This window comes from Spirillospora sp. NPDC047418, assembly GCF_040643275.1.
Taxonomy (GTDB): domain Bacteria; phylum Actinomycetota; class Actinomycetes; order Streptosporangiales; family Streptosporangiaceae; genus Spirillospora.
In genome coordinates this window covers 1-17,803 of record NZ_JBEYTW010000063.1, presented here as the reverse complement: position 1 = coordinate 17,803, position 17,803 = coordinate 1, and the positions used below count along the sequence as shown (strand labels likewise).

The 17,803-nt window shown below is 72.7% G+C and carries 17 protein-coding genes; 5 read left to right on the top strand and 12 right to left on the bottom strand.

Annotation, left to right across the window (positions count from 1 at the left end):
* Positions 1–6 precede the first annotated feature (6 nt).
* The 12 genes from der to ABZ806_RS30630 form a co-directional block, all read right to left on the bottom strand.
* Positions 7–1,392: a ribosome biogenesis GTPase Der gene (der, locus tag ABZ806_RS30685; RefSeq protein WP_500220911.1), complete on the bottom strand. Its 1,386-nt coding sequence runs from the start codon at positions 1,390–1,392 to the stop codon at positions 7–9.
* A gap of 4 nt (positions 1,393–1,396) precedes the next feature.
* Positions 1,397–2,059 carry a (d)CMP kinase gene (gene cmk, locus ABZ806_RS30680; protein WP_500220910.1) on the bottom strand — a complete coding sequence of 221 codons (663 nt, stop codon included), beginning with the start codon at positions 2,057–2,059 and terminating at the stop codon, positions 1,397–1,399.
* 278 nt (positions 2,060–2,337) lie between these two features.
* Positions 2,338–3,429 (bottom strand): prephenate dehydrogenase, encoded by a 1,092-nt coding sequence (locus ABZ806_RS30675; protein ID WP_500220909.1) that lies wholly within the window; start codon positions 3,427–3,429, stop codon positions 2,338–2,340.
* Positions 3,430–3,438: 9 nt separating this feature from the next.
* Complete coding sequence (gene aroH / locus ABZ806_RS30670; protein ID WP_500220908.1) at positions 3,439–3,801, bottom strand: chorismate mutase; 363 nt, start codon at positions 3,799–3,801, stop codon at positions 3,439–3,441.
* A 45-nt stretch (positions 3,802–3,846) separates the two neighbouring features.
* Positions 3,847–4,578 (bottom strand): pseudouridine synthase, encoded by a 732-nt coding sequence (locus tag ABZ806_RS30665; protein WP_500220907.1) that lies wholly within the window; start codon positions 4,576–4,578, stop codon positions 3,847–3,849.
* 6 nt (positions 4,579–4,584) lie between these two features.
* The gene (gene scpB / locus ABZ806_RS30660; RefSeq protein ID WP_500220906.1) at positions 4,585–5,157 is read right to left on the bottom strand and encodes an SMC-Scp complex subunit ScpB; all 573 of its coding nucleotides are present in this window, start codon (positions 5,155–5,157) and stop codon (positions 4,585–4,587) included.
* On the bottom strand, positions 5,150–6,040 hold the full coding sequence (locus ABZ806_RS30655; RefSeq protein WP_500220940.1) for a segregation and condensation protein A: 891 nt from the start codon (positions 6,038–6,040) through the stop codon (positions 5,150–5,152). Before ABZ806_RS30655 ends, scpB begins: the two co-directional genes overlap by 8 nt.
* A 163-nt stretch (positions 6,041–6,203) precedes the next feature.
* Positions 6,204–7,070: a ParA family protein gene (locus tag ABZ806_RS30650; RefSeq protein WP_500220939.1), complete on the bottom strand. Its 867-nt coding sequence runs from the start codon at positions 7,068–7,070 to the stop codon at positions 6,204–6,206.
* A 205-nt stretch (positions 7,071–7,275) separates the two neighbouring features.
* On the bottom strand, positions 7,276–8,292 hold the full coding sequence (locus ABZ806_RS30645) for a site-specific tyrosine recombinase XerD (protein ID WP_500220905.1): 1,017 nt from the start codon (positions 8,290–8,292) through the stop codon (positions 7,276–7,278).
* A 36-nt stretch (positions 8,293–8,328) separates the two neighbouring features.
* Positions 8,329–8,970: an NUDIX domain-containing protein gene (locus tag ABZ806_RS30640; protein ID WP_500220904.1), complete on the bottom strand. Its 642-nt coding sequence runs from the start codon at positions 8,968–8,970 to the stop codon at positions 8,329–8,331.
* Positions 8,967–10,637 carry a CTP synthase gene (gene pyrG / locus ABZ806_RS30635; RefSeq protein WP_500220938.1) on the bottom strand — a complete coding sequence of 557 codons (1,671 nt, stop codon included), beginning with the start codon at positions 10,635–10,637 and terminating at the stop codon, positions 8,967–8,969. Before pyrG ends, ABZ806_RS30640 begins: the two co-directional genes overlap by 4 nt.
* 126 nt (positions 10,638–10,763) lie before the next feature.
* A complete protein-coding gene (locus ABZ806_RS30630; protein ID WP_500220903.1) occupies positions 10,764–12,521 on the bottom strand; it encodes a hypothetical protein in 1,758 nt (585 codons plus the stop codon).
* A 381-nt stretch (positions 12,522–12,902) separates the two neighbouring features.
* Between ABZ806_RS30630 and pip the strand changes: the two genes are divergently transcribed.
* From pip to thpD, 5 genes are all read left to right on the top strand, one after another.
* On the top strand, positions 12,903–13,880 hold the full coding sequence (gene pip / locus ABZ806_RS30625; protein WP_500220902.1) for a prolyl aminopeptidase: 978 nt from the start codon (positions 12,903–12,905) through the stop codon (positions 13,878–13,880).
* A 556-nt stretch (positions 13,881–14,436) separates the two neighbouring features.
* A complete protein-coding gene (gene ectA / locus ABZ806_RS30620; RefSeq protein WP_500220901.1) occupies positions 14,437–14,985 on the top strand; it encodes a diaminobutyrate acetyltransferase in 549 nt (182 codons plus the stop codon).
* A 51-nt stretch (positions 14,986–15,036) separates the two neighbouring features.
* A complete protein-coding gene (gene ectB, locus ABZ806_RS30615) occupies positions 15,037–16,299 on the top strand; it encodes a diaminobutyrate--2-oxoglutarate transaminase (protein ID WP_500220900.1) in 1,263 nt (420 codons plus the stop codon).
* A gap of 33 nt (positions 16,300–16,332) precedes the next feature.
* Positions 16,333–16,728 (top strand): ectoine synthase, encoded by a 396-nt coding sequence (locus tag ABZ806_RS30610; protein ID WP_346048275.1) that lies wholly within the window; start codon positions 16,333–16,335, stop codon positions 16,726–16,728.
* Positions 16,725–17,633: an ectoine hydroxylase gene (gene thpD, locus ABZ806_RS30605; RefSeq protein ID WP_500220899.1), complete on the top strand. Its 909-nt coding sequence runs from the start codon at positions 16,725–16,727 to the stop codon at positions 17,631–17,633. The genes ABZ806_RS30610 and thpD overlap by 4 nt, the downstream gene beginning before the upstream one ends.
* Positions 17,634–17,803: the final 170 nt, after the last annotated feature.

Below are 17,803 nucleotides of genomic sequence, written 5' to 3'. Positions count from 1 at the left end.
ATTCCGCTACTTGCGGCCCTTGCCGCGCTTCTCGCGGATCTTCATCGCGATGTCCAGCGGGGTCCCGTCGAAGCCGAACTCCTCGCGCAGCCGCCGTTCGATGAACCGCCGGTAGCCCTCCTCCAGGAACCCGGACGTGAACAGCACGAACCGCGGCGGCCGCACCCCCGCCTGCGTGGCGAACAGCACGCGCGGCTGCTTGCCGCCCCGCACCGGGTGCGGGTGGGAGTTCACCAGGTCGGCGAAGAACTGGTTCAGCTTGGACGTCGGAACGCGGGTGCCCCAGCCCTCCAGCGCGGTCTCGATGCCGGGCACCAGCTTCTCCACGTGCCGGCCGGTCTTCGCGGAGATGTTCACCCGCGGCGCCCAGCGCGCGTTGTGCAGCTGCCGGTCGATCTCGCGGTCCAGGTAGTGGCGGCGCTCCTCGTCCAGCAGGTCCCACTTGTTGTAGGCGATCACCAGCGAGCGGCCCGACTCGACCACCATCGAGATGATCCGCAGGTCCTGTTCGGCCAGCGGCTGGTCGGCGTCCACCAGCACCACCGCGACCTCGGCGCGCTCCAGCGCCGACTGGGTGCGCAGGGTCGCGTAGAAGTCGGCGCCCTGGTTCTCCCGGTGCCGCCGCCGGATCCCCGCCGTGTCGATGAACCGCCACGTCCGGCCGCCGAGCTCGATCAGCTCGTCGACCGGGTCGCGGGTCGTGCCCGCCACCGAGTCGACGACGGCGCGCTCCTCCCCCGCCAGCTTGTTCAGCAGGCTCGACTTGCCGACGTTCGGACGGCCGAGCAGCGCCACCCGGCGCGGCCCGCCCTCCGGCACGAACGACTCCGCCGGCGGCTCCTCGGGCAGCGCCTCCAGCACCGCGTCGAGCAGGTCGCCGCTGCCGCGCCCGTGCAGCGCGCTGACCGGGTGCGGCTCGCCGATGCCGAGCGACCACAGCGCCGCCGCGTCCGCCTCGGTGCCCATGTTGTCGACCTTGTTGGCGACCAGCACCACCGGCTTGCCGGACCGGCGCAGGATCTCCACCACCGCCTCGTCGACGTCGGTGGCGCCCACGGTCGCGTCGACCACGAACATCACCACGTCCGCCAGGTCGACCGCCAGCCGGGCCTGCTCGGCGATCGCCGCGGCCAGGCCGGACGAGTCGGGCAGCCAGCCGCCGGTGTCGACGACGGTGAACCGCCGCCCGCTCCACGCCGCGTCGTAGGCGACCCGGTCGCGGGTCACGCCGGGGACGTCCTCCACGACGGCCTCGCGGCGGCCGAGGATCCGGTTGACCAGGGTGGACTTGCCGACGTTCGGCCGCCCCACCACCGCCACGACCGGCGCCGGGCCCGCATCCGCGGCGACGTCCTCGACGGCCTCGACCGTCTCGATCTCGTAATCGCTCACACGCTCACTCATGCTCTTTGGCGAGGCGGACGACCGCCTCGATGACCTCGGCGAGGCTCAGCCCCGTCGAGTCGATCTCGTGCGCGCCGGCCGCCTTCGTCAGCGGCGACGCCTTCCGGGTGGAGTCGAGCCGGTCCCGCCGCGCCTGCTCGGCCCGGGTCACCGTCACCGACGCGCCCGGGTCGGCGGCCAGGTCCTTCGCGCGGCGCGCGGCGCGCGCCTCCTCGCTGGCCGTCAGGTACACCTTCACGGGCGCGTCCGGCGCGACGACCGTGCCGATGTCGCGGCCCTCTACCACGATGCCGCCGGCACCGATGACCTCCCGCTGCAGCTCCACGAGCCGGGCGCGGACCGCCGGGACGGCGCTGACCGCGCTGACCGCGTTCGTCACCTCGCGGGTGCGGATCGGGCCGGACACGTCCGTGCCGTCCACCATGATCGCGGGTGCGTCCGGGTTGGTGCCGCAGGCGATCTCCGGGTCGAGCGCGCGGGCCGCGACGGCGGCGCCGTCCTCGACCGGGACGCCGTTCTCCAGCATCCACCACGTCATGGCGCGGTACATCGCACCGGTGTCCAGGTAGCGCAGCCCGAGCGCGCGGGCGACCCCCTTGGACGCGCTGGACTTGCCCGAACCGGAGGGTCCGTCCATGGCGATGACGAGCGACACGATCGCTCCCTCTCTTCTTCGTCGGAGCACCCGCCGACCACGGATCGGCGGGCGGAGCGGGCGGCGGCCCATCGCCGCCCCGGCACGGGATCCCCCCGGACAAGCCCCGACGTACAAGGCTACCGGTCCCCCGCCGCGCACGCGTCACTCCGGCAGACGTCCCCGCCCCCGGCGAGCGGCCCCGGCCGCCGCGCACGCGTCACTCCGGCGGTCCTCGCCCCCGGCACGGGGACCGGGGGCCGCTCGCCGCTCGGGCGGCGCTCCGGTCCGGTCGCCGGTCAGCCGGGCACGGACCAGCCGCGGGCGCGCAGCTCCGCCGCCAGCCGCTCGGCGGCCTCCGGGACCACCGACAGCTCCAGCACGCCGAGCGGGCGGCCCGGCGAATGCTCGATCGTCACGTCCTCGATGTTGACCCCCGCGATCCCCGCCGCCTGGAAGATCATCGCCAGCTCGCCGGGACGGTCCGGGATGACCACCTGGACGGTCGCGTAGGCGGGCTGGTCGCCGCCGTGCTTGCCGGGGATCCGGGACCGGCCCGCGTTCCCGCGCAGCAGCAGGTCCGCGACGTGCGCGGCGGCCTCCTCGCTGCCGTCGCGCAGCAGCGACGCGGCCACCGCGAGATCGGTCGCGACCGCCTCCAGCACGTCCGCGACGGGCTGGGAGTTCGCCGACAGGATGCCGATCCACAGCCGCGGGTCGCTCGCCGCGATCCGTGTCACGTCCCGGACGCCCTGCCCGGACAGGCCCAGCGCCACCTCGTCCGCGCCGGTCAGCCGGGCCGCGACGGCCGCCGACACCACGTGCGGGCCGTGCGAGACGAGCGCGACCGCCCGGTCGTGCTCGGCCGCGTCCACCTGGACGGGCATCGCCCCGCACGCCCTCGCCAGCCCCGTCACGACCTCGACGGTCTCCGGTGTCGCCTCCGGGGTCGCGCACAGCGCCCACGGCCGGCCGAGGAACAGGTCGGCGCGCGCCGCGCTCGGCCCGGACCGCTCGCTGCCCGCGAGCGGGTGCCCCGCCACGAACGTCGTCAGGTCGCAGCCGAGCTCCGCCGCCTGCGCCAGCGGCAGCGCCTTCACGCTCGCCACATCGGTGTAGGCCGCGGCGAGGCCGCGCTTCTGCGCGTCCAGCAGCGTCACCGCCACCGCCGCCGGTGGCACCGCCAGCACCGCCAGGTCGGCGGGCTCCGCGCGCGCACCGTCCGGCAGCGCCTCCCCCGCGCCCAGCTCCACCGCCAGCGACAGCGCCGCCGCGTCCCGGTCGGTCAGCAGCACCTCGGCGCCGCGCTCGCGCATCGCCAGCGCGATCGACGTCCCGATCAGGCCCGTCCCGACCACGACGATCCGCCGCACCACCGCATCCTCACTCACGCCAGAACCCTACTGCGCGATGTCCAGCCGCAGGGCCGTCGCGCCGCGCAGGTAGACGTGCTGGACGCCGGAGCGGGGGCGGCCGGTCTCGATGTGCGCCATCAGCCGGATCACCCGGGGCAGCGCACCGGGCACGCCGATCTCGGTCGCGCACAGCAGCGGCACCTCGTGGAAGCCGAGCTTGCGGGCGGCGAGCGCCGGGAACTCCGCCGTCAGGTCCGGCGTCACCGTGAAGATGACGCTGATCACGTCGTCGGTGCTCAGCTCGTTGCGGGCCATCACCGCGGAGACGAGCTCGGTCGTCGCCGCCAGGATCTGGTCCCGGTCGTCGGCGTCGATCTGCGTCGCCCCACGGACCGCGCGTACCGCCACAGTCGTCTCCCCTCCTCGTGCCGGGCCTTCTCGCCCCGGGCGTCCCTACAGGCCGACGGCCTTGTACAGCTCGCCGACCTCGCGCACGGTCAGCGCGCGCATCCCGCCCGGCTGCAGCGACCCCAGCTTGATCGGCCCGAACTCTATGCGGGCGAGCTGCTGGACGGGGAACCCGGTCTCCTTCAGCAGCCGCCGGACGATGTGCTTGCGCCCCTCGTGCAGGGTGATCTCCACCAGGACGCGCCGGCCGACCTGGTCGAAGATGCGGAACTTGTCGGCCTTGGCGGGCCCGTCGTCGAGCGTCACCCCGGCCTTCAGCCGCCTGCCGAGGTCGCGCGGGATCGGGCCGTGGATCTCCGCCAGGTAGGTCTTGTAGACCCCGTAGGACGGGTGGGTGAGGCGGTGCGACAGCTCCCCGTCGTTGGTGAGCAGGATCAGGCCCTCGGTGTCGGTGTCGAGCCGGCCGACGTGGAACAGCCGCTCGGGGACCTCCACGTAGTCGGCGAGGGACTTGCGGCCCCGCTCGTCCGACATCGTCGACACCACGCCGCGCGGCTTGTTGATCGCGTAGTAGCGCATCTCGGCGCGGGTCTCGACGCGCCTGCCGTCCACGTGGATGACGGCGCTGCGCGGGTCGACGCGCTCACCGAACCGGAACACCTTCTTCCCGTCCACCGTGACGCGGCCCTCGCCGATCAGCTCCTCGCAGTGGCGGCGGCTGCCGATCCCGGCCTCGGCCAGCACCTTCTGCAGCCGCACGCCCTCGTTGTCGCTCACGTGTCCTCAGCTATCCACTATGTCTTCTGGCAGGTCATCGGGCAGGTAGGGGGCGAGCTCGGGCAGCTCGTCGAGGTCGCGGAGGCCGAGGCGCTCCAGGAAGTACCCGGTGGTGCGGTACAGGTGCGCCTGCGACTCCGGCTCCTGCCCGGCGTCCTCGATCAGGCCGCGCAGCGTCAGCGTCCGCATGACGCCGTCGCTGTTGACCCCGCGGATCGCCGACACGCGGGCGCGGCTCACCGGCTGCCGGTAGGCGACGACGGCGAGCGTCTCCAGCGCGGCCTGCGTCAGCCGCGCCTGCTGCCCGTCGGTGACGAACCGCTCCACGACCGGGGCGCACACGTCCCGGGTGTAGAACCGCCAGCCGCCGGCGACCTCCCTGAGGTCGAACCCGCGGCCCTGCCCGGTGTATTCCGCGGCCAGCTCCCGCAGCGTCTCCGCGACCTCGCCGCGGGGCCGCTCCAGCAGCTGCGCCAGCATCAGCACGGTGACCGGCTCGTCCACGACGAGCAGGATCGCCTCGATCGAGGCGCGCAGCCCCGGGAGTTCCGGCGCGGCCGCGCCGGGTTCCTCAGTCATCGTCCCCCTCGCCCTTCTCCCCCGCCCCGCCGCTCTCGGCCGGGTCCTTCTTCGGGGCGCCCTCGTAGTCGTCGCCGACGGAGACGTCCCCGTCGTCGGTGCCGGTCCAGGTGACGTGCAGCTCGCCGAGGGGCTCGTCCTGCTCGAACGTGACGGCCTGCTCCCGGTACAGCTCCAGCAGCGCCAGGAACCGCGCGACGACCTCGTAGGTGCCCTCCGCGTCGGCCGCGAGGACGCGGAACGTCGTCCGGCGCAGCCGGCGGAGCATCGCCACGACGATCGCGGCCTGCTCCTTGACGCTGGCCTTCGGCTGGTACATGTGCTCGACCGACACCGCGGGCGGCGCCTTCGGCGCGAGGGCCCTGGCGGCGAGCCGCGCGAACTCCTCCGGGCCGAGGCCGAGCAGCACCTCCGGCAGCAGGTTCGCGAACTTCGGCTCCATCGGCACGAGGCGCGGGAACCGCCGGCTCGCGTCCGCGATCCGCGCGGCGAGGACCCGCGCGACCTCCTTGTAGGCGCGGTACTGCAGCAGCCGCGCGAACAGCAGGTCGCGGGCCTCCAGCAGCGCCAGGTCGTCCTCGTCGTCGACCTCGCCGGACGGCAGCAGCCGCGCGGCCTTCAGGTCCAGCAGGGTCGCGGCGACCAGCAGGAAGTGGCTGGCCTGGTCGAGGTCCCAGTCGCGGCCGTAGGAGCGGATGTGCGCGATGAAGTCGTCGGTGACCTTGTGCAGCGACACCTCGGTGATGTCGAGCTTGTGCTTGGAGATCAGGCCGAGCAGCAGGTCGAACGGGCCCTCGAAGTTGTCCAGGTGGACGCGGAAGCCCTGCTCCTGCTCGCCCTCCTGCTCCGGCCCCCGCTCGGGCTCCGGCGACGTCTGGTCCACGTCGCTCACGGTAGCGGAGTGCTCCTCCCGCGCTGTGCTCACCGGCCCCATCGTCCCATGCCCCGGGCGCGCTTCGCGCCACCGGCGATCACGAGCGGTGACGGCGCGTCCGGCGGGCGGCCGCTACCGCCCGGTCAACCGGTGCGGGGGCCGCCGGACGGCCTCAATCGGTCTCGGCCCACCGCAGGAGGACCTCCCGCGCCAGGCTCCGGTACGCGTTCGCGCCCATCGAGTTCGGATCGAAGAACGTGATCGGCTCACCGGCGACGGTCGCGTCCGGGAACCGGACCGTCCGGTTGATGACGGTGTGGAAGACCTGCTCGCCGAACGCCTCGACGATGCGGCCGAGGACCTCGCGGGTGTGCAGCGTCCGCGAGTCGTACATGGTGCCGAGGACGCCGTCGATGACGAGTTCCGGGTTGATCCGGCCCTGCACCTTCTCGATGGTCTCCATCAGCAGCGCGACGCCGCGCATCGCGAAGTACTCGCACTCCAGCGGGATCAGCACGCCCTCGGCGGCGGCCAGCGCGTTGACGGTGAGCAGGCCGAGCGACGGCTGGCAGTCGATGAGGATGTAGTCGTAGTGCGGGACGGCCGACTTCAGCGTGCCCTGCAGGATGTACTCGCGCCCGACCTCGTGGACGAGCTGGACCTCCGCGCCGGACAGGTCGATGTTGCTCGGCAGCAGGTCCATCCCGTCGACGCCGGTCTCGATGACGACGTCCTCCCACTCGGTGTCGTGCTCGAGCAGCAGGTTGTGGATCGTCACGTCGAGCTGGCGCGGGTCGCCCTTGCCGAGCCCGACCGACAGGGCGCCCTGCGGGTCGAAGTCGACGAGCAGCACGCGGCGGCCGTACTCGGCGAGCGCCGCGCCCAGGTTGATCGTCGTGGTGGTCTTGCCGACGCCGCCCTTCTGGTTGCAGACGGCCACGATCCGCGCGGGGCCGTGCCCGGCCAGCGGCTCCGGCTCCGGGAACACCGGAACGGGGCGCTGCGTGGGCCCGAGGGCGCGGCTCGGGTCGGTCTCTATGGCGGCGGAGGAAAGGACTCCGTCCGCGCCGTTAGTGCTGGTCACCAGATCCCTCCCCGGCGGCCCGGAAATGCCATCCAGAACGGGGACTCTAGGGCCGTCCACCCCGGGCCACAAGCCGACGCGCGCCGAACGTCGGGATTTGTACAGCGGCCTGTCCGTCCCATTCGTCCCTGTGTGCGCCCGTGTCCCGCCCGCCCCGCGGTCAGTTCCGCGCCCGCGGATGCGAGGTCGCGTACACCTCGCGCAGTAGCCGCACCGTCACCAGCGTGTACACCTGCGTCGTCGTCACCGACGCGTGCCCGAGCAGTTCCTGGACGACGCGGACGTCGGCTCCGCCGTCCAGCAGATGGGTCGCGAACGAGTGCCGCAGCGTGTGCGGCGACACCTCCGACAGCCGCGCCCGGTCGGCGGCGGCGCGCAGCACCATCCACGCGCCCTGCCGCGACAGCCGCCCGCCGCGCGCGTTCAGGAACAGCGCCGGGCCGCCGCGGCCCGTCCCGGCCAGCTCGGGCCGGGCCCGCACCAGGTAGGCGTCGACGGCCTCGCGGGCGTAGTCGCCGATGGGCACCACCCGCGCCTTGCCGCCCTTGCCGGCGACGCGGGCGAACCCGTCGCGCAGGTCGAGGTCGTCGACGTCCAGCCCGACCGCCTCGGAGATGCGCGCGCCGGACCCGTAGAGCAGTTCCAGCAGCGCCCGGTCGCGCAGGCCGCGCGCGGTGTCGCCGGACGCCCCGGCCGCGGTGAGGAGCCGCTCCACGTCCTCCAGCGAGATGGCCTTCGGCAGCCGCCGCGGCGGCGTCGGCGGCTTGACGCCGTGGGCGGGATCGCCGACGGCCAGGCCCTCCCGCAGCGCGAACCGGTGCAGGCCCCGCACGGCGACGAGCGCCCGCGCCGCCGACCCCGCCGACAGCGGCGGCCGCCCCTCGCCGCCCTCCCGCAGGCCCACCAGGAACGCGCGGACGTCGTCCTCGGTGATCTCGCCGAGCGCCGCGCGGCCCCGGGCGTCCTGCACCTGCGCGTAGCGGCGCAGGTCGCGGCGGTAGGAGCTGAGCGTGTTGGCGGCCAGGCCCCGCTCGACGGCGAGATGCGCCAGGTACGCCCGCACGGCGGAGTCGAGCGCGGAACCCGTGCCCGCGTCCGGGGCGGTGCTCCGGGGGGACGTGCTCGGGGACAGTGCGGCACCTCTTCCGGCCGGGGGCTGCGGGGACCCGCCCATCATGCCCCCTCCGCCCGCCGGAGGGGGGCCTGATCGGGCTCAGTCCTCGGGCGCGTCGGCGGGCCGCAGCCCCGCGAAGCCGGCGTCGCGGGCCGCCCGCGCCGCGAGCACCCCCATGCAGACGATCATGTTGTGCAGGTCGCCGGCCAGCACCTTGCGGACCGCCTCGTCCAGCGGCACCCACACGACCGGCATGTCGGCCTCCTCGTGGACCCGCTCGAAGTCGATCTGGTCGGCGGGCACCTCGGCGAGGTCGCGGGCCAGGAAGATCCGGACGCGCTCGTCCGCCATGCCGGGCGAGGTGAACACGTCGACCAGCGTGTCCCAGCGCCCGGCGCGGTAGCCGGCCTCCTCCAGCAGCTCGCGGGCGGCGAGCTCGTGCAGCGGCTCGCCGTCCACGTCCCGCAGCCCGGCCGGCGCCTCCCACAGCATCCGCCGCACCGGGTGCCGGTACTGGCGCAGCATCAGCACCCGGCCGCGGTCGTCGAGGGCGAGGACGCCGACGGCGCCGAGGTGCTCGACCACGTCGCGGCCGACGACCTCGGTGCCGCCGCCCGCCGGCATCTCCACCCGGTCGTGCCGGACGCCGAACACCGGTCCGGTGAAGGCCGTGGAGCTCTCCACGACCGGCCAGTGCTCCGGCCGGTCGCGGACGTCCCCGACGCCGGGCCCGGCGCTCACGCGCCCGACCCGCGCTGCTCGGCGTAGTCCAGCGCGGCGGTGACGAGGCCGGTGAACAGCGGGTGCGGGCGCGTCGGGCGGGACCGGAACTCCGGGTGCGCCTGCGTGCCGACGAAGAACGGGTGCCGCTCGCGGGGCAGCTCGACGTACTCGACGAGCCGCCCGTCCGGGGACAGGCCGGAGAACCGCAGCCCCGCCTCCTCCAGCCGGTCGCGGTAGGCGTTGTTGACCTCGTAGCGGTGCCGGTGCCGCTCGGACACCTTCGCCTCCCCGTACAGCTCCCGCACGATGGAGCCGTCGGCGAGGTCGGCCGGGTACATGCCGAGCCGCATCGTGCCGCCCATGTCGCGCTCCCCGGCGACGACGTCGAGCTGGTCGGACATCGTCGCGACGACCGGGTGGGCGGTGCTCGCGTCGAACTCGGCGCTGCCCGCGTCGGCGAGCCCGCCGAGCGTCCGCGCCGCCTCGATGACCATGCACTGCAGGCCGAGGCAGATGCCGAGCAGCGGGACCCGGTTCTCCCGGGCGTGCCGGACGGCGCCGAGCTTGCCCTCGATGCCGCGGACCCCGAACCCGCCGGGGACGAGCACGCCGTCGACCCCGTCCAGCTCCCGCTTGGCGCCCTCGGGGGTCTCGCAGTCGTCGCTCTTCACCCAGCGGATGCGCACCTTGGCGTCGTTGCCGAACCCGCCGTGCCGCAGCGCCTCGGTCACCGACAGGTACGCGTCCGGCAGGTCGATGTACTTGCCGACCAGCGCGATCGTGACCTCGCGGGCCGGCTTGTGGACGCGCCGGAGCAGCTCGTCCCAGGCGCCCCAGTCGACGTCGCGGAACGGCAGGTCCAGCCGCCGCACCACATAGGCGTCCAGGCCCTCGGAATGCAGGACCTTCGGGATGTCGTAGATGGACGCCGCGTCCACCGCCGACACGACGGCCTCGCGGTCCACGTCGCACATCAGGCTGATCTTGTGCTTGAGCCCGTCGGTGATCGGCCGGTCCGACCGGCACACGATCGCGTCGGGCTGGATGCCGATGGAGCGCAGCGCGGCGACCGAGTGCTGCGTCGGCTTGGTCTTCAGCTCCCCGGACGGGCCGATGTAGGGCAGCAGCGACACGTGCAGGAAGAAGCAGTTCTCCCGGCCGATCTCGTGCCGGATCTGGCGGACCGACTCCAGGAACGGCAGCGACTCGATGTCGCCGACCGTCCCGCCCACCTCGGTGATGACGATGTCGACCTCGGTGTCGTCCGCCATCCCGCGGATCCGGTCCTTGATCTCGTTGGTGATGTGCGGGATCACCTGGACGGTGTCGCCGAGGTACTCCCCGCGCCGCTCCTTGGCGATCACGTTGGAGTAGACCTGCCCGGTGGTGACGTTCGCCGACCCGTGCAGCTCGGTGTCCAGGAACCGCTCGTAGTGCCCGATGTCCAGGTCGGTCTCGGCGCCGTCGTCGGTGACGAACACCTCGCCGTGCTGGAACGGGTTCATCGTGCCGGGGTCGACATTGAGGTAGGGGTCGAGCTTCTGCATGGTGACCCGGAGGCCGCGAAGCGTCAGAAGCCGCCCCAGGCTGGACGCCGTCAGTCCCTTGCCGAGGCTGGAGGCGACACCGCCGGTGACGAAGAGATGCTTGGTAGGACGTGATCTACCAATGGCTGCCGATGGCAAGAAGGCGCTCCCGTGGTCGTGATGAGGCGGACGAGTCTCACCGTCCACGGGCCACCAGGATAACAACTGAATCCGGCGGACCGGACCCGCCCCGCGACATCCCCGGCCGCCGCGGCCGCCACCGCACTACAGGCGGGGCGTCGCGGCGCTGGGCATGATGGTGCGGAGCTGGCGGGTCAGCTCGTCGATCAGGGAGCGGGCCTGGTCGGCGGCCTGCCGCGCGGCGTCGCGCTCCTGGGACAGCTCGGCGATCTGCGCGCGCTGCTCGGTGACCGCCTGGGCCAGCTGGTCGACCCACTGGTCGCGTTCGGCGAGCTTCTCGGCGACGGCGTCGCGTTCGGCGGCCATCTGCCGCATCCCGGTCACCGCCTTGTCGCGCTCGCGGCCGGCCTGGTCGGCGCGGCCCCGGGCGAGGGTCAGCTCGGACTCGGCGCGGGCCTGCGCCTGGACGGCGGCCTCGCGGGTCCGCTCGGCGGCCTCCCGGGCCTTGGCGCTCCCGTCGCGCTCCCGCTCGGCCTTCTTGGCGGCCTCCAGCGACTGGCCCGCCGTGTCGAGGGCCTGCTGGCGCTCGGCCTCGGCGGCGTCGGCGCGGACGGCGGCCTCCTGGACGCGGCGCTCGGCGTCCTGCGCCCGGCGCTCGGCCTCCTGGGCGCGGCGCTCGTTCTCCTGCGCGCGGCGCTCGGCGACCTCGGCGCGGCGCCGGGACTCGTCGGCCTCCTTGCCGGCGCCGACGACCGCGTGCTGCAGGTTCTGCGCCGTCATCTCGGCGTCGGTGAGCTTGGCGCGCATCTGCGCCAGCTCGCCGTGCGCGGTCTCCAGCGCCCGCGACAGCTCCGCGGCCTGCTCGGCGACCCGGTCGCGCTCGGCCTCGGCGGAGCGGCGGGCGCCGGCGGCGTCCTCGACGGCGCGCAGGGCGTCGTCGCGGGCCTCGCTCATGGCGTCGCGCTGCTGGATCGCCTGCCGGACGGTGGCCTCGGCCTCGGCGACGCGGCGCTCGGCCTGCTCGACCTGGGCCTGCACCTGCTCCATCTGCGCGCGCGCCTGGTCGGCCTGGGCGCGGGCCTGGTCGGCCTGCACGCGCCCCTGCTGGGCCTGGTTCCACGCGGCGGCGGCGTCCCGCTGCGCGTTCTCCTTCTCGGTCTGAAGCGCGGCGATCTGCGTGACCGCCTCGTTCTGGACCTCCGCGGCGCGCCGCTCGGCGTCGGCGGCCTGCCGCTCGGCCTCCACGGCGCGGCGGTCGGCCTGCTCGGCCTGGCCGCGGGCGCGCTGCACCTCGCCCCAGGCGGCCGCGGCGTCGCGCTGCGCGGTCTCCTTCTCCTGCTGTACGGCCGCGACCTGCGCGGCCGTCTCGTTCTGGGCCTCGGCGAAGCGCCGCTCGGCCTCCACGGCGCGGCGGTCGGCCTGCTCGGCCTGGCCGCGGGCGCGCTGCACCTCGCCCCAGGCGGCGGCCGCGTCGCGCTGCGCCGACTCCTTCTCCTGCTGGACCGCGGCGACCTGCGAGGTGATCTCGCTCTGCGCCTCGTTGACCTTGCGCTCCCCGGCGGCGAGCGCGTCGCCGATGAGGTCGGCCATCTGGCGGAGCCGCTCGACGATGTCCCACGGCTGGGCCCCGGGCTGCTCCTCGGAGGCGAGCACCAACTCGCCGCCGCCGTGCCTGCCGTGCTGGCCGGGCTGACCGTGCTGGCCGCCCTGCGCGGGCTGGCCGTGCTGACCCGGTTGCCCGGGCTGGCCCGGCTGACCGGGCTTGGCCATCTGGATCGGCTGCTGGGCGGCCGGCAGGGCGGGCGCCTCGGGCGCGCGGCCGGGGTCGCGGCCCATGGCGGGCCAGGGCGCCGCCGCGTCCGGGACGCCGCGGTTGCCGCCCGATCCGTTCAGCTCGCTCACCGTTCTCCTCGCCTCACGGCCGGGAGCCCGGTGACCGGCATGGCGCCGCCCATCCTGCTCGCCGCTTTCCTCGGACGGCTCGTCACTTCGCTCACGTGTCTCCTCGCCCGGCGGCGCGCGGCCGCGTTCGCGGGGGTCGTTGTGCACATCTCGCTCGCTCCGCACCCGGCCCTGCGGGCCCTCGCTTCGCTCACTGAAGGCACTCTAGTCCCGACCAGCGGAGCGTTTGCCCAGTTTGGGGTTTACTTTCTCGCCGCCCGCGCGGCGTTCCCGCACGCAGGACGCCTGGTGGCGGCCGCTATGGGCCGCGCGGCGGGCCGCGGGACGGTGCCGCGGGTCACATCCGGCCGGCGGGCGCCGCGGGTGGGACAATCCCGCTCCATGGAGCTTCGCACCCTGTATCCGCCGATCGAGCCGTACGACTCCGGGCTGCTCGACGTCGGCGATGGAGATCAGATCTACTGGGAGGTCTGCGGCAACCCCGCGGGCAGGCCCGCGGTCATGGTGCACGGCGGGCCGGGGGCCGGCTGCAGCCCGGCGCACCGCCGGCAGTTCGACCCCGAGGCGTACCGGATCGTCCTGTTCGACCAGCGCAACTGCGGGCGCAGCCTGCCGCACGCGAAGGACCCGGAGGTGTCGCTGGAGGCGAACACCACCTGGAACCTCGTCGCGGACATGGAGCGGCTGCGCGAGCACCTGGGCGTCGAGCGCTGGCTGGTGTTCGGCGGGAGCTGGGGCAGCGCGCTGTCGCTGGCGTACGCGCAGACCCACCCCGGGCGGGTGACCGGGCTGGTGCTGCGCGGCATCTTCACGCTGCGGCCGTTCGAGCTGTACTGGTTCTACCAGGAGGGGGCGTCGCTGCTGTTCCCCGATCTGTGGGAGAAGTACGTCGAGCCGATCCCCGAGGACGAGCGGGAGGACCTCATCTCCGCGTTCCACGAGCGGCTCAACTCCGCGGACCGGGACGTGCGGATCGCGGCGGCGAGGGCGTGGGCTACCTGGGAGGGCTCGACGATCACGCTGCGGCCGGACCCGGAGCTGGCCGGCGGGTTCGGCGAGCCGGACTACGCGGTGGCGTTCGCCCGCATCGAGAACCACTACTTCGTCAACGGGGGCTTCTTCGAGGACGAGCAGCTCATCCGGGACGTGGACAAGATCCGCGACATCCCGGCGGTGATCGTGCAGGGCCGCTACGACGTCTGCACCCCGGCGGCGACGGCGTGGGACCTGCACCGCGCGTGGCCGGAGGCCGACTTCCATATCGTGGACGACGCGGGCCACGCGTTCAGCGAACCGGGCATACTCCACCATCTGATCGAGGCGACCGACCGGTTCGCCGGAGAATCGGACGCGTCATAACGCGATAACGAGTACGGCCACAACCCGGACGGCTTTCGGTGCCGGCGGCGGGCCCGGTCGGCCCGCCCCGGACCGAAATTCCCATTTTTCTTACTATCCGGCAACCAGAGCCTTACCTCGCCGTGAGTGAACCTGCCCCTTGAAGGCAAGCAAGTGCGGGCCCTCAGAACCCGCCTGAATTCCGCGTCCCCCACCCGTCCCACGGCGCCCGCGCCCGGACGACCTCGCGCGACGCGACGTGACGCCCGCCGCACCGGCGGAGTTGACACCGGATCCGAGTGACTTACCTCACACAACCGATACACAGAACGCATCGCCAAGCGATGTCAAAACATTAAGGTTGCGTTCAGGAAACGTCCCGGCGCCCTCTCCGGCGCACCCGCCCGTACCTCCTGCGTATCACCGGGAAAGGCGGAGGACCGCCCGTTCAAGTCCGAATGAAATTGCACCGAATTCGGCAAAGCCCTTAACCCTACCCAGGGCCAAGCGGGGCTAAACATCTCGCAGATAACATCTATGTGCGATCACGGTGCGAGATTCGCTAAGTTGCCTGGACATGGCAGCGCAACCCCTGGAATCACCGACCCGACGCCCCGAACCGAACGAGACGAACGCGGAAGTGCAACTCCAGGAGCCGAGCCTCTCCGATGGCCCGGAGCTATGGCGGCTCGCCCGGGACTCACAGGTCCTGGACGTCAACTCGCCGTACAGCTACACGCTTTGGTGCCGCGATTTCGGGGACACTTCCGTAGTCGCGCGTGACGGGGCCGGCCCGTGCGGCTTCATCACCGGCTACGTCCGCCCGGCCCGGCCGGACACCTTCTTCGTCTGGCAGGTCGCCGTCGACCGCGCCCACCGCGGACAGGGCCTGGCCCGCCGCATGCTCGACCGCCTCGCCGACCGGCTCGCCCCCCGCGGGCACCGGTACATGGAGGCCACGGTCACGCCGGACAACGCCGCGTCCACCGCGATGTTCGCCTCGTTCGCCCGGGACCGCGGGTGCGAGCTCGCCCGCAGCCCGCTGTTCGGCGCGGAGCACTTCCCCGAGGGGGGACACGAGCCCGAGGTGCTCTTCAGGATCGGCCCGATCGCCGCCGCGAACTGACCACCGCAGTCCCTCATCCGCTCCCCACCCCGACCTGCCTGGGAGGCAGACATGGACGTTTTCGCCCGCATGGAATCGGAAGTCCGCGGCTACTGCCGAGGCTGGCCCACGGTGTTCGCCACCGCGCAGGGCAGCCATATGACCGACGAGCACGGTAAAACGTATCTCGATTTCTTCGCCGGCGCCGGGACGCTCAACTACGGGCACAACAACCCGCAGCTGAAACGCCGGCTGCTGGACTATCTCGCCAGTGACGCGATCGTGCACAGCCTCGACATGTACACCACCGCCAAGCGGGAGTTCCTGGAACGCTTCAACGAGTACGTGCTGGAGCCGCGGAGCCTGGACTACAAGGTCCAGTTCCCCGGCCCCGCGGGCAACAACTCGGTCGAGGCCGCGCTGAAACTCGCGCGCAAGTACACCGGCCGCGAGACCGTCGTCAGCTTCACCAACGCCTTCCACGGGATGACGCTCGGCGCGCTCGCCGTCACCGGCAACTCGATGAAGCGGACCGGCGCGGGCGTGCCGCTCGGCCACGGCGTCGCGATGCCCTACGACAACTACCTCGACGGGCGCACGCCCGACTTCCTGCTGTTCGACACGATGCTGGACGACAGCGGCAGCGGCCTGGACAAGCCCGCCGCCGTCATCGTGGAGACCGTGCAGGGCGAGGGCGGCATCAACGTCGCCACCGCCGAGTGGCTGCGGGGCCTGCAGGACCTGTGCCGCCGGCACGACATCCTCCTCATCGTCGACGACGTGCAGATGGGCTGCGGCCGCACGGGGTCGTTCTTCAGCTTCGAGGAGGCCGGGATCACCCCGGACATCGTTTGCCTGTCCAAGTCCCTCAGCGGCTACGGGCTGCCCTTCGCGGTCACGCTGATGAAGCGCGAGCTGGACGTGTGGGACCCGGGAGAGCACAACGGCACGTTCCGCGGATTCAACCCCGCGTTCGTCACCGCCGTCGCCGCGCTGGAGGACTACTGGACCGGCGACGACTTCGAGAAGCAGACGCTCGCCAAGGGCCAGCAGGTCCAGGCGGCGCTGGAGGAGATCGCGCTCGCGCACGCCGGCGCCGTCGACTCCGTCCGCGGCCGCGGCCTCGCCTGGGGCCTGGTGATGAAGGACGCCGAGATCGCGCCGAAGGTGTGCGGCGAGGCGTTCGCCCGCGGCCTGCTGATGGAGACCTCCGGCCCCGAGGGCGAGGTCGTCAAGCTGCTGCCGCCGCTCACCACGACGGAGGCCGAGCTGAGCCGCGGCCTGGAGATCATCGCGGACTCGGTCGAGGCCGTCCGCACGAAGGTCACGGTCTGAACCGGGCCGACCGCACACGGAAAGAGGAGATCAATGATCGTTCGTTCCCTTGACGAGATCGTCGGCACCGAGCGCGACGTCCAGGCGCCCACCTGGTGCAGCCGGCGGTTCGTGCTCGCCAAGGAGGGCGTCGGCTTCTCGCTGCACGAGACGATCCTCTACGCGGGGACCGAGACGAAGATGTGGTACGCGAACCACATCGAGGCCGTCTACTGCATCGGGGGCGAGGGCGAGCTCACCAACGACGAGACCGGTGAGAAGCACGAGATCCGCCCCGGCGTGATGTACCTGCTCGACGGCCACGAGCACCACACCCTGCGCGCGCACACGGACGTCAGGACCGTCTGCGTCTTCAACCCCCCCTGCACCGGTCGGGAGGTCCATGACGAGAACGGTGTCTACCCGCTGCTGACTGAGGAGGACGCATGAGCATCATCGAGTCCCATCCGACGATCGACGACGCCTACCCCACCCGGAAGGCCGCCGAGGCGGCGCTGCTGTACCGGCAGGACCCGGTCGTGTACGGCGGGCCGCAGGACGGGCCGATCGACGACGCCACCCTCGACGCGTTCGAGTCCAACGGCTTCCTGACCGTCGACCAGCTGCTCGCGCCGGAGGAGGTCGAGGACTACCGCGCCGAGCTGCGCCGGCTGTCGTCCGACCCGGAGGTCCTGGCCGACGAGCGCACGGTCACCGAGCGCGGCTCGAACGAGGTCCGCTCCATCTTCGAGGTGCACAAGACCAGTGAGGTCTTCGCCGCCCTCGTCCGCGACCCCCGCGTGGTCGGCCGGGCGCGGCAGATCCTCGGCTCCGACGTGTACGTGCACCAGAGCCGCGTCAACTACAAGCCGGGCTTCACCGGCAAGGACTTCTTCTGGCACTCCGACTTCGAGACCTGGCACGCCGAGGACGGCATGCCGCGGATGCGCGCGGTGAGCATTTCCATAGCGCTCACGGAGAATTTCGTGCACAATGGCGGGCTAATGATTATGCCTGGCTCGCACAAGACGTTCGTGGCGTGCGTGGGAGAGACCCCCGACGACCACTACAAGGAGTCCCTGCGCGGCCAGGAGATCGGTACGCCCGACCCGAACAGCCTCTCGATCCTCGCGGACAAGCACGGGATTGAGCTGTTCACCGGAACCGCGGGCTCCGCGACCATGTTCGACTGCAACTGCATGCACGGCTCGAACGGCAACATCACCCCCTTCCCGCGCTCCAACGTGTTCATCGTGTTCAACAGCGTGGAGAACACGTGCGTCGAGCCGTTCTCGGCGCCCGCGCCCCGCCCCGCGTTCATCGGTGCACGCGATTTCACCGCCGTGGCCGGCTGACCGGGACACAACAATTCCATAACCCCCGACCGCTCGCCCCGCGCCCGCGGGGGCCGCGTATGGCCCCCCCCGGCGCGCACGCCCCCCGCGACGAGTTCGAAGTGATGTTATTAGTTTCGGGTCTGTCAACCCCCCCCCGATCGGCGTTCCGCCACGGCCCCCCACGCCCC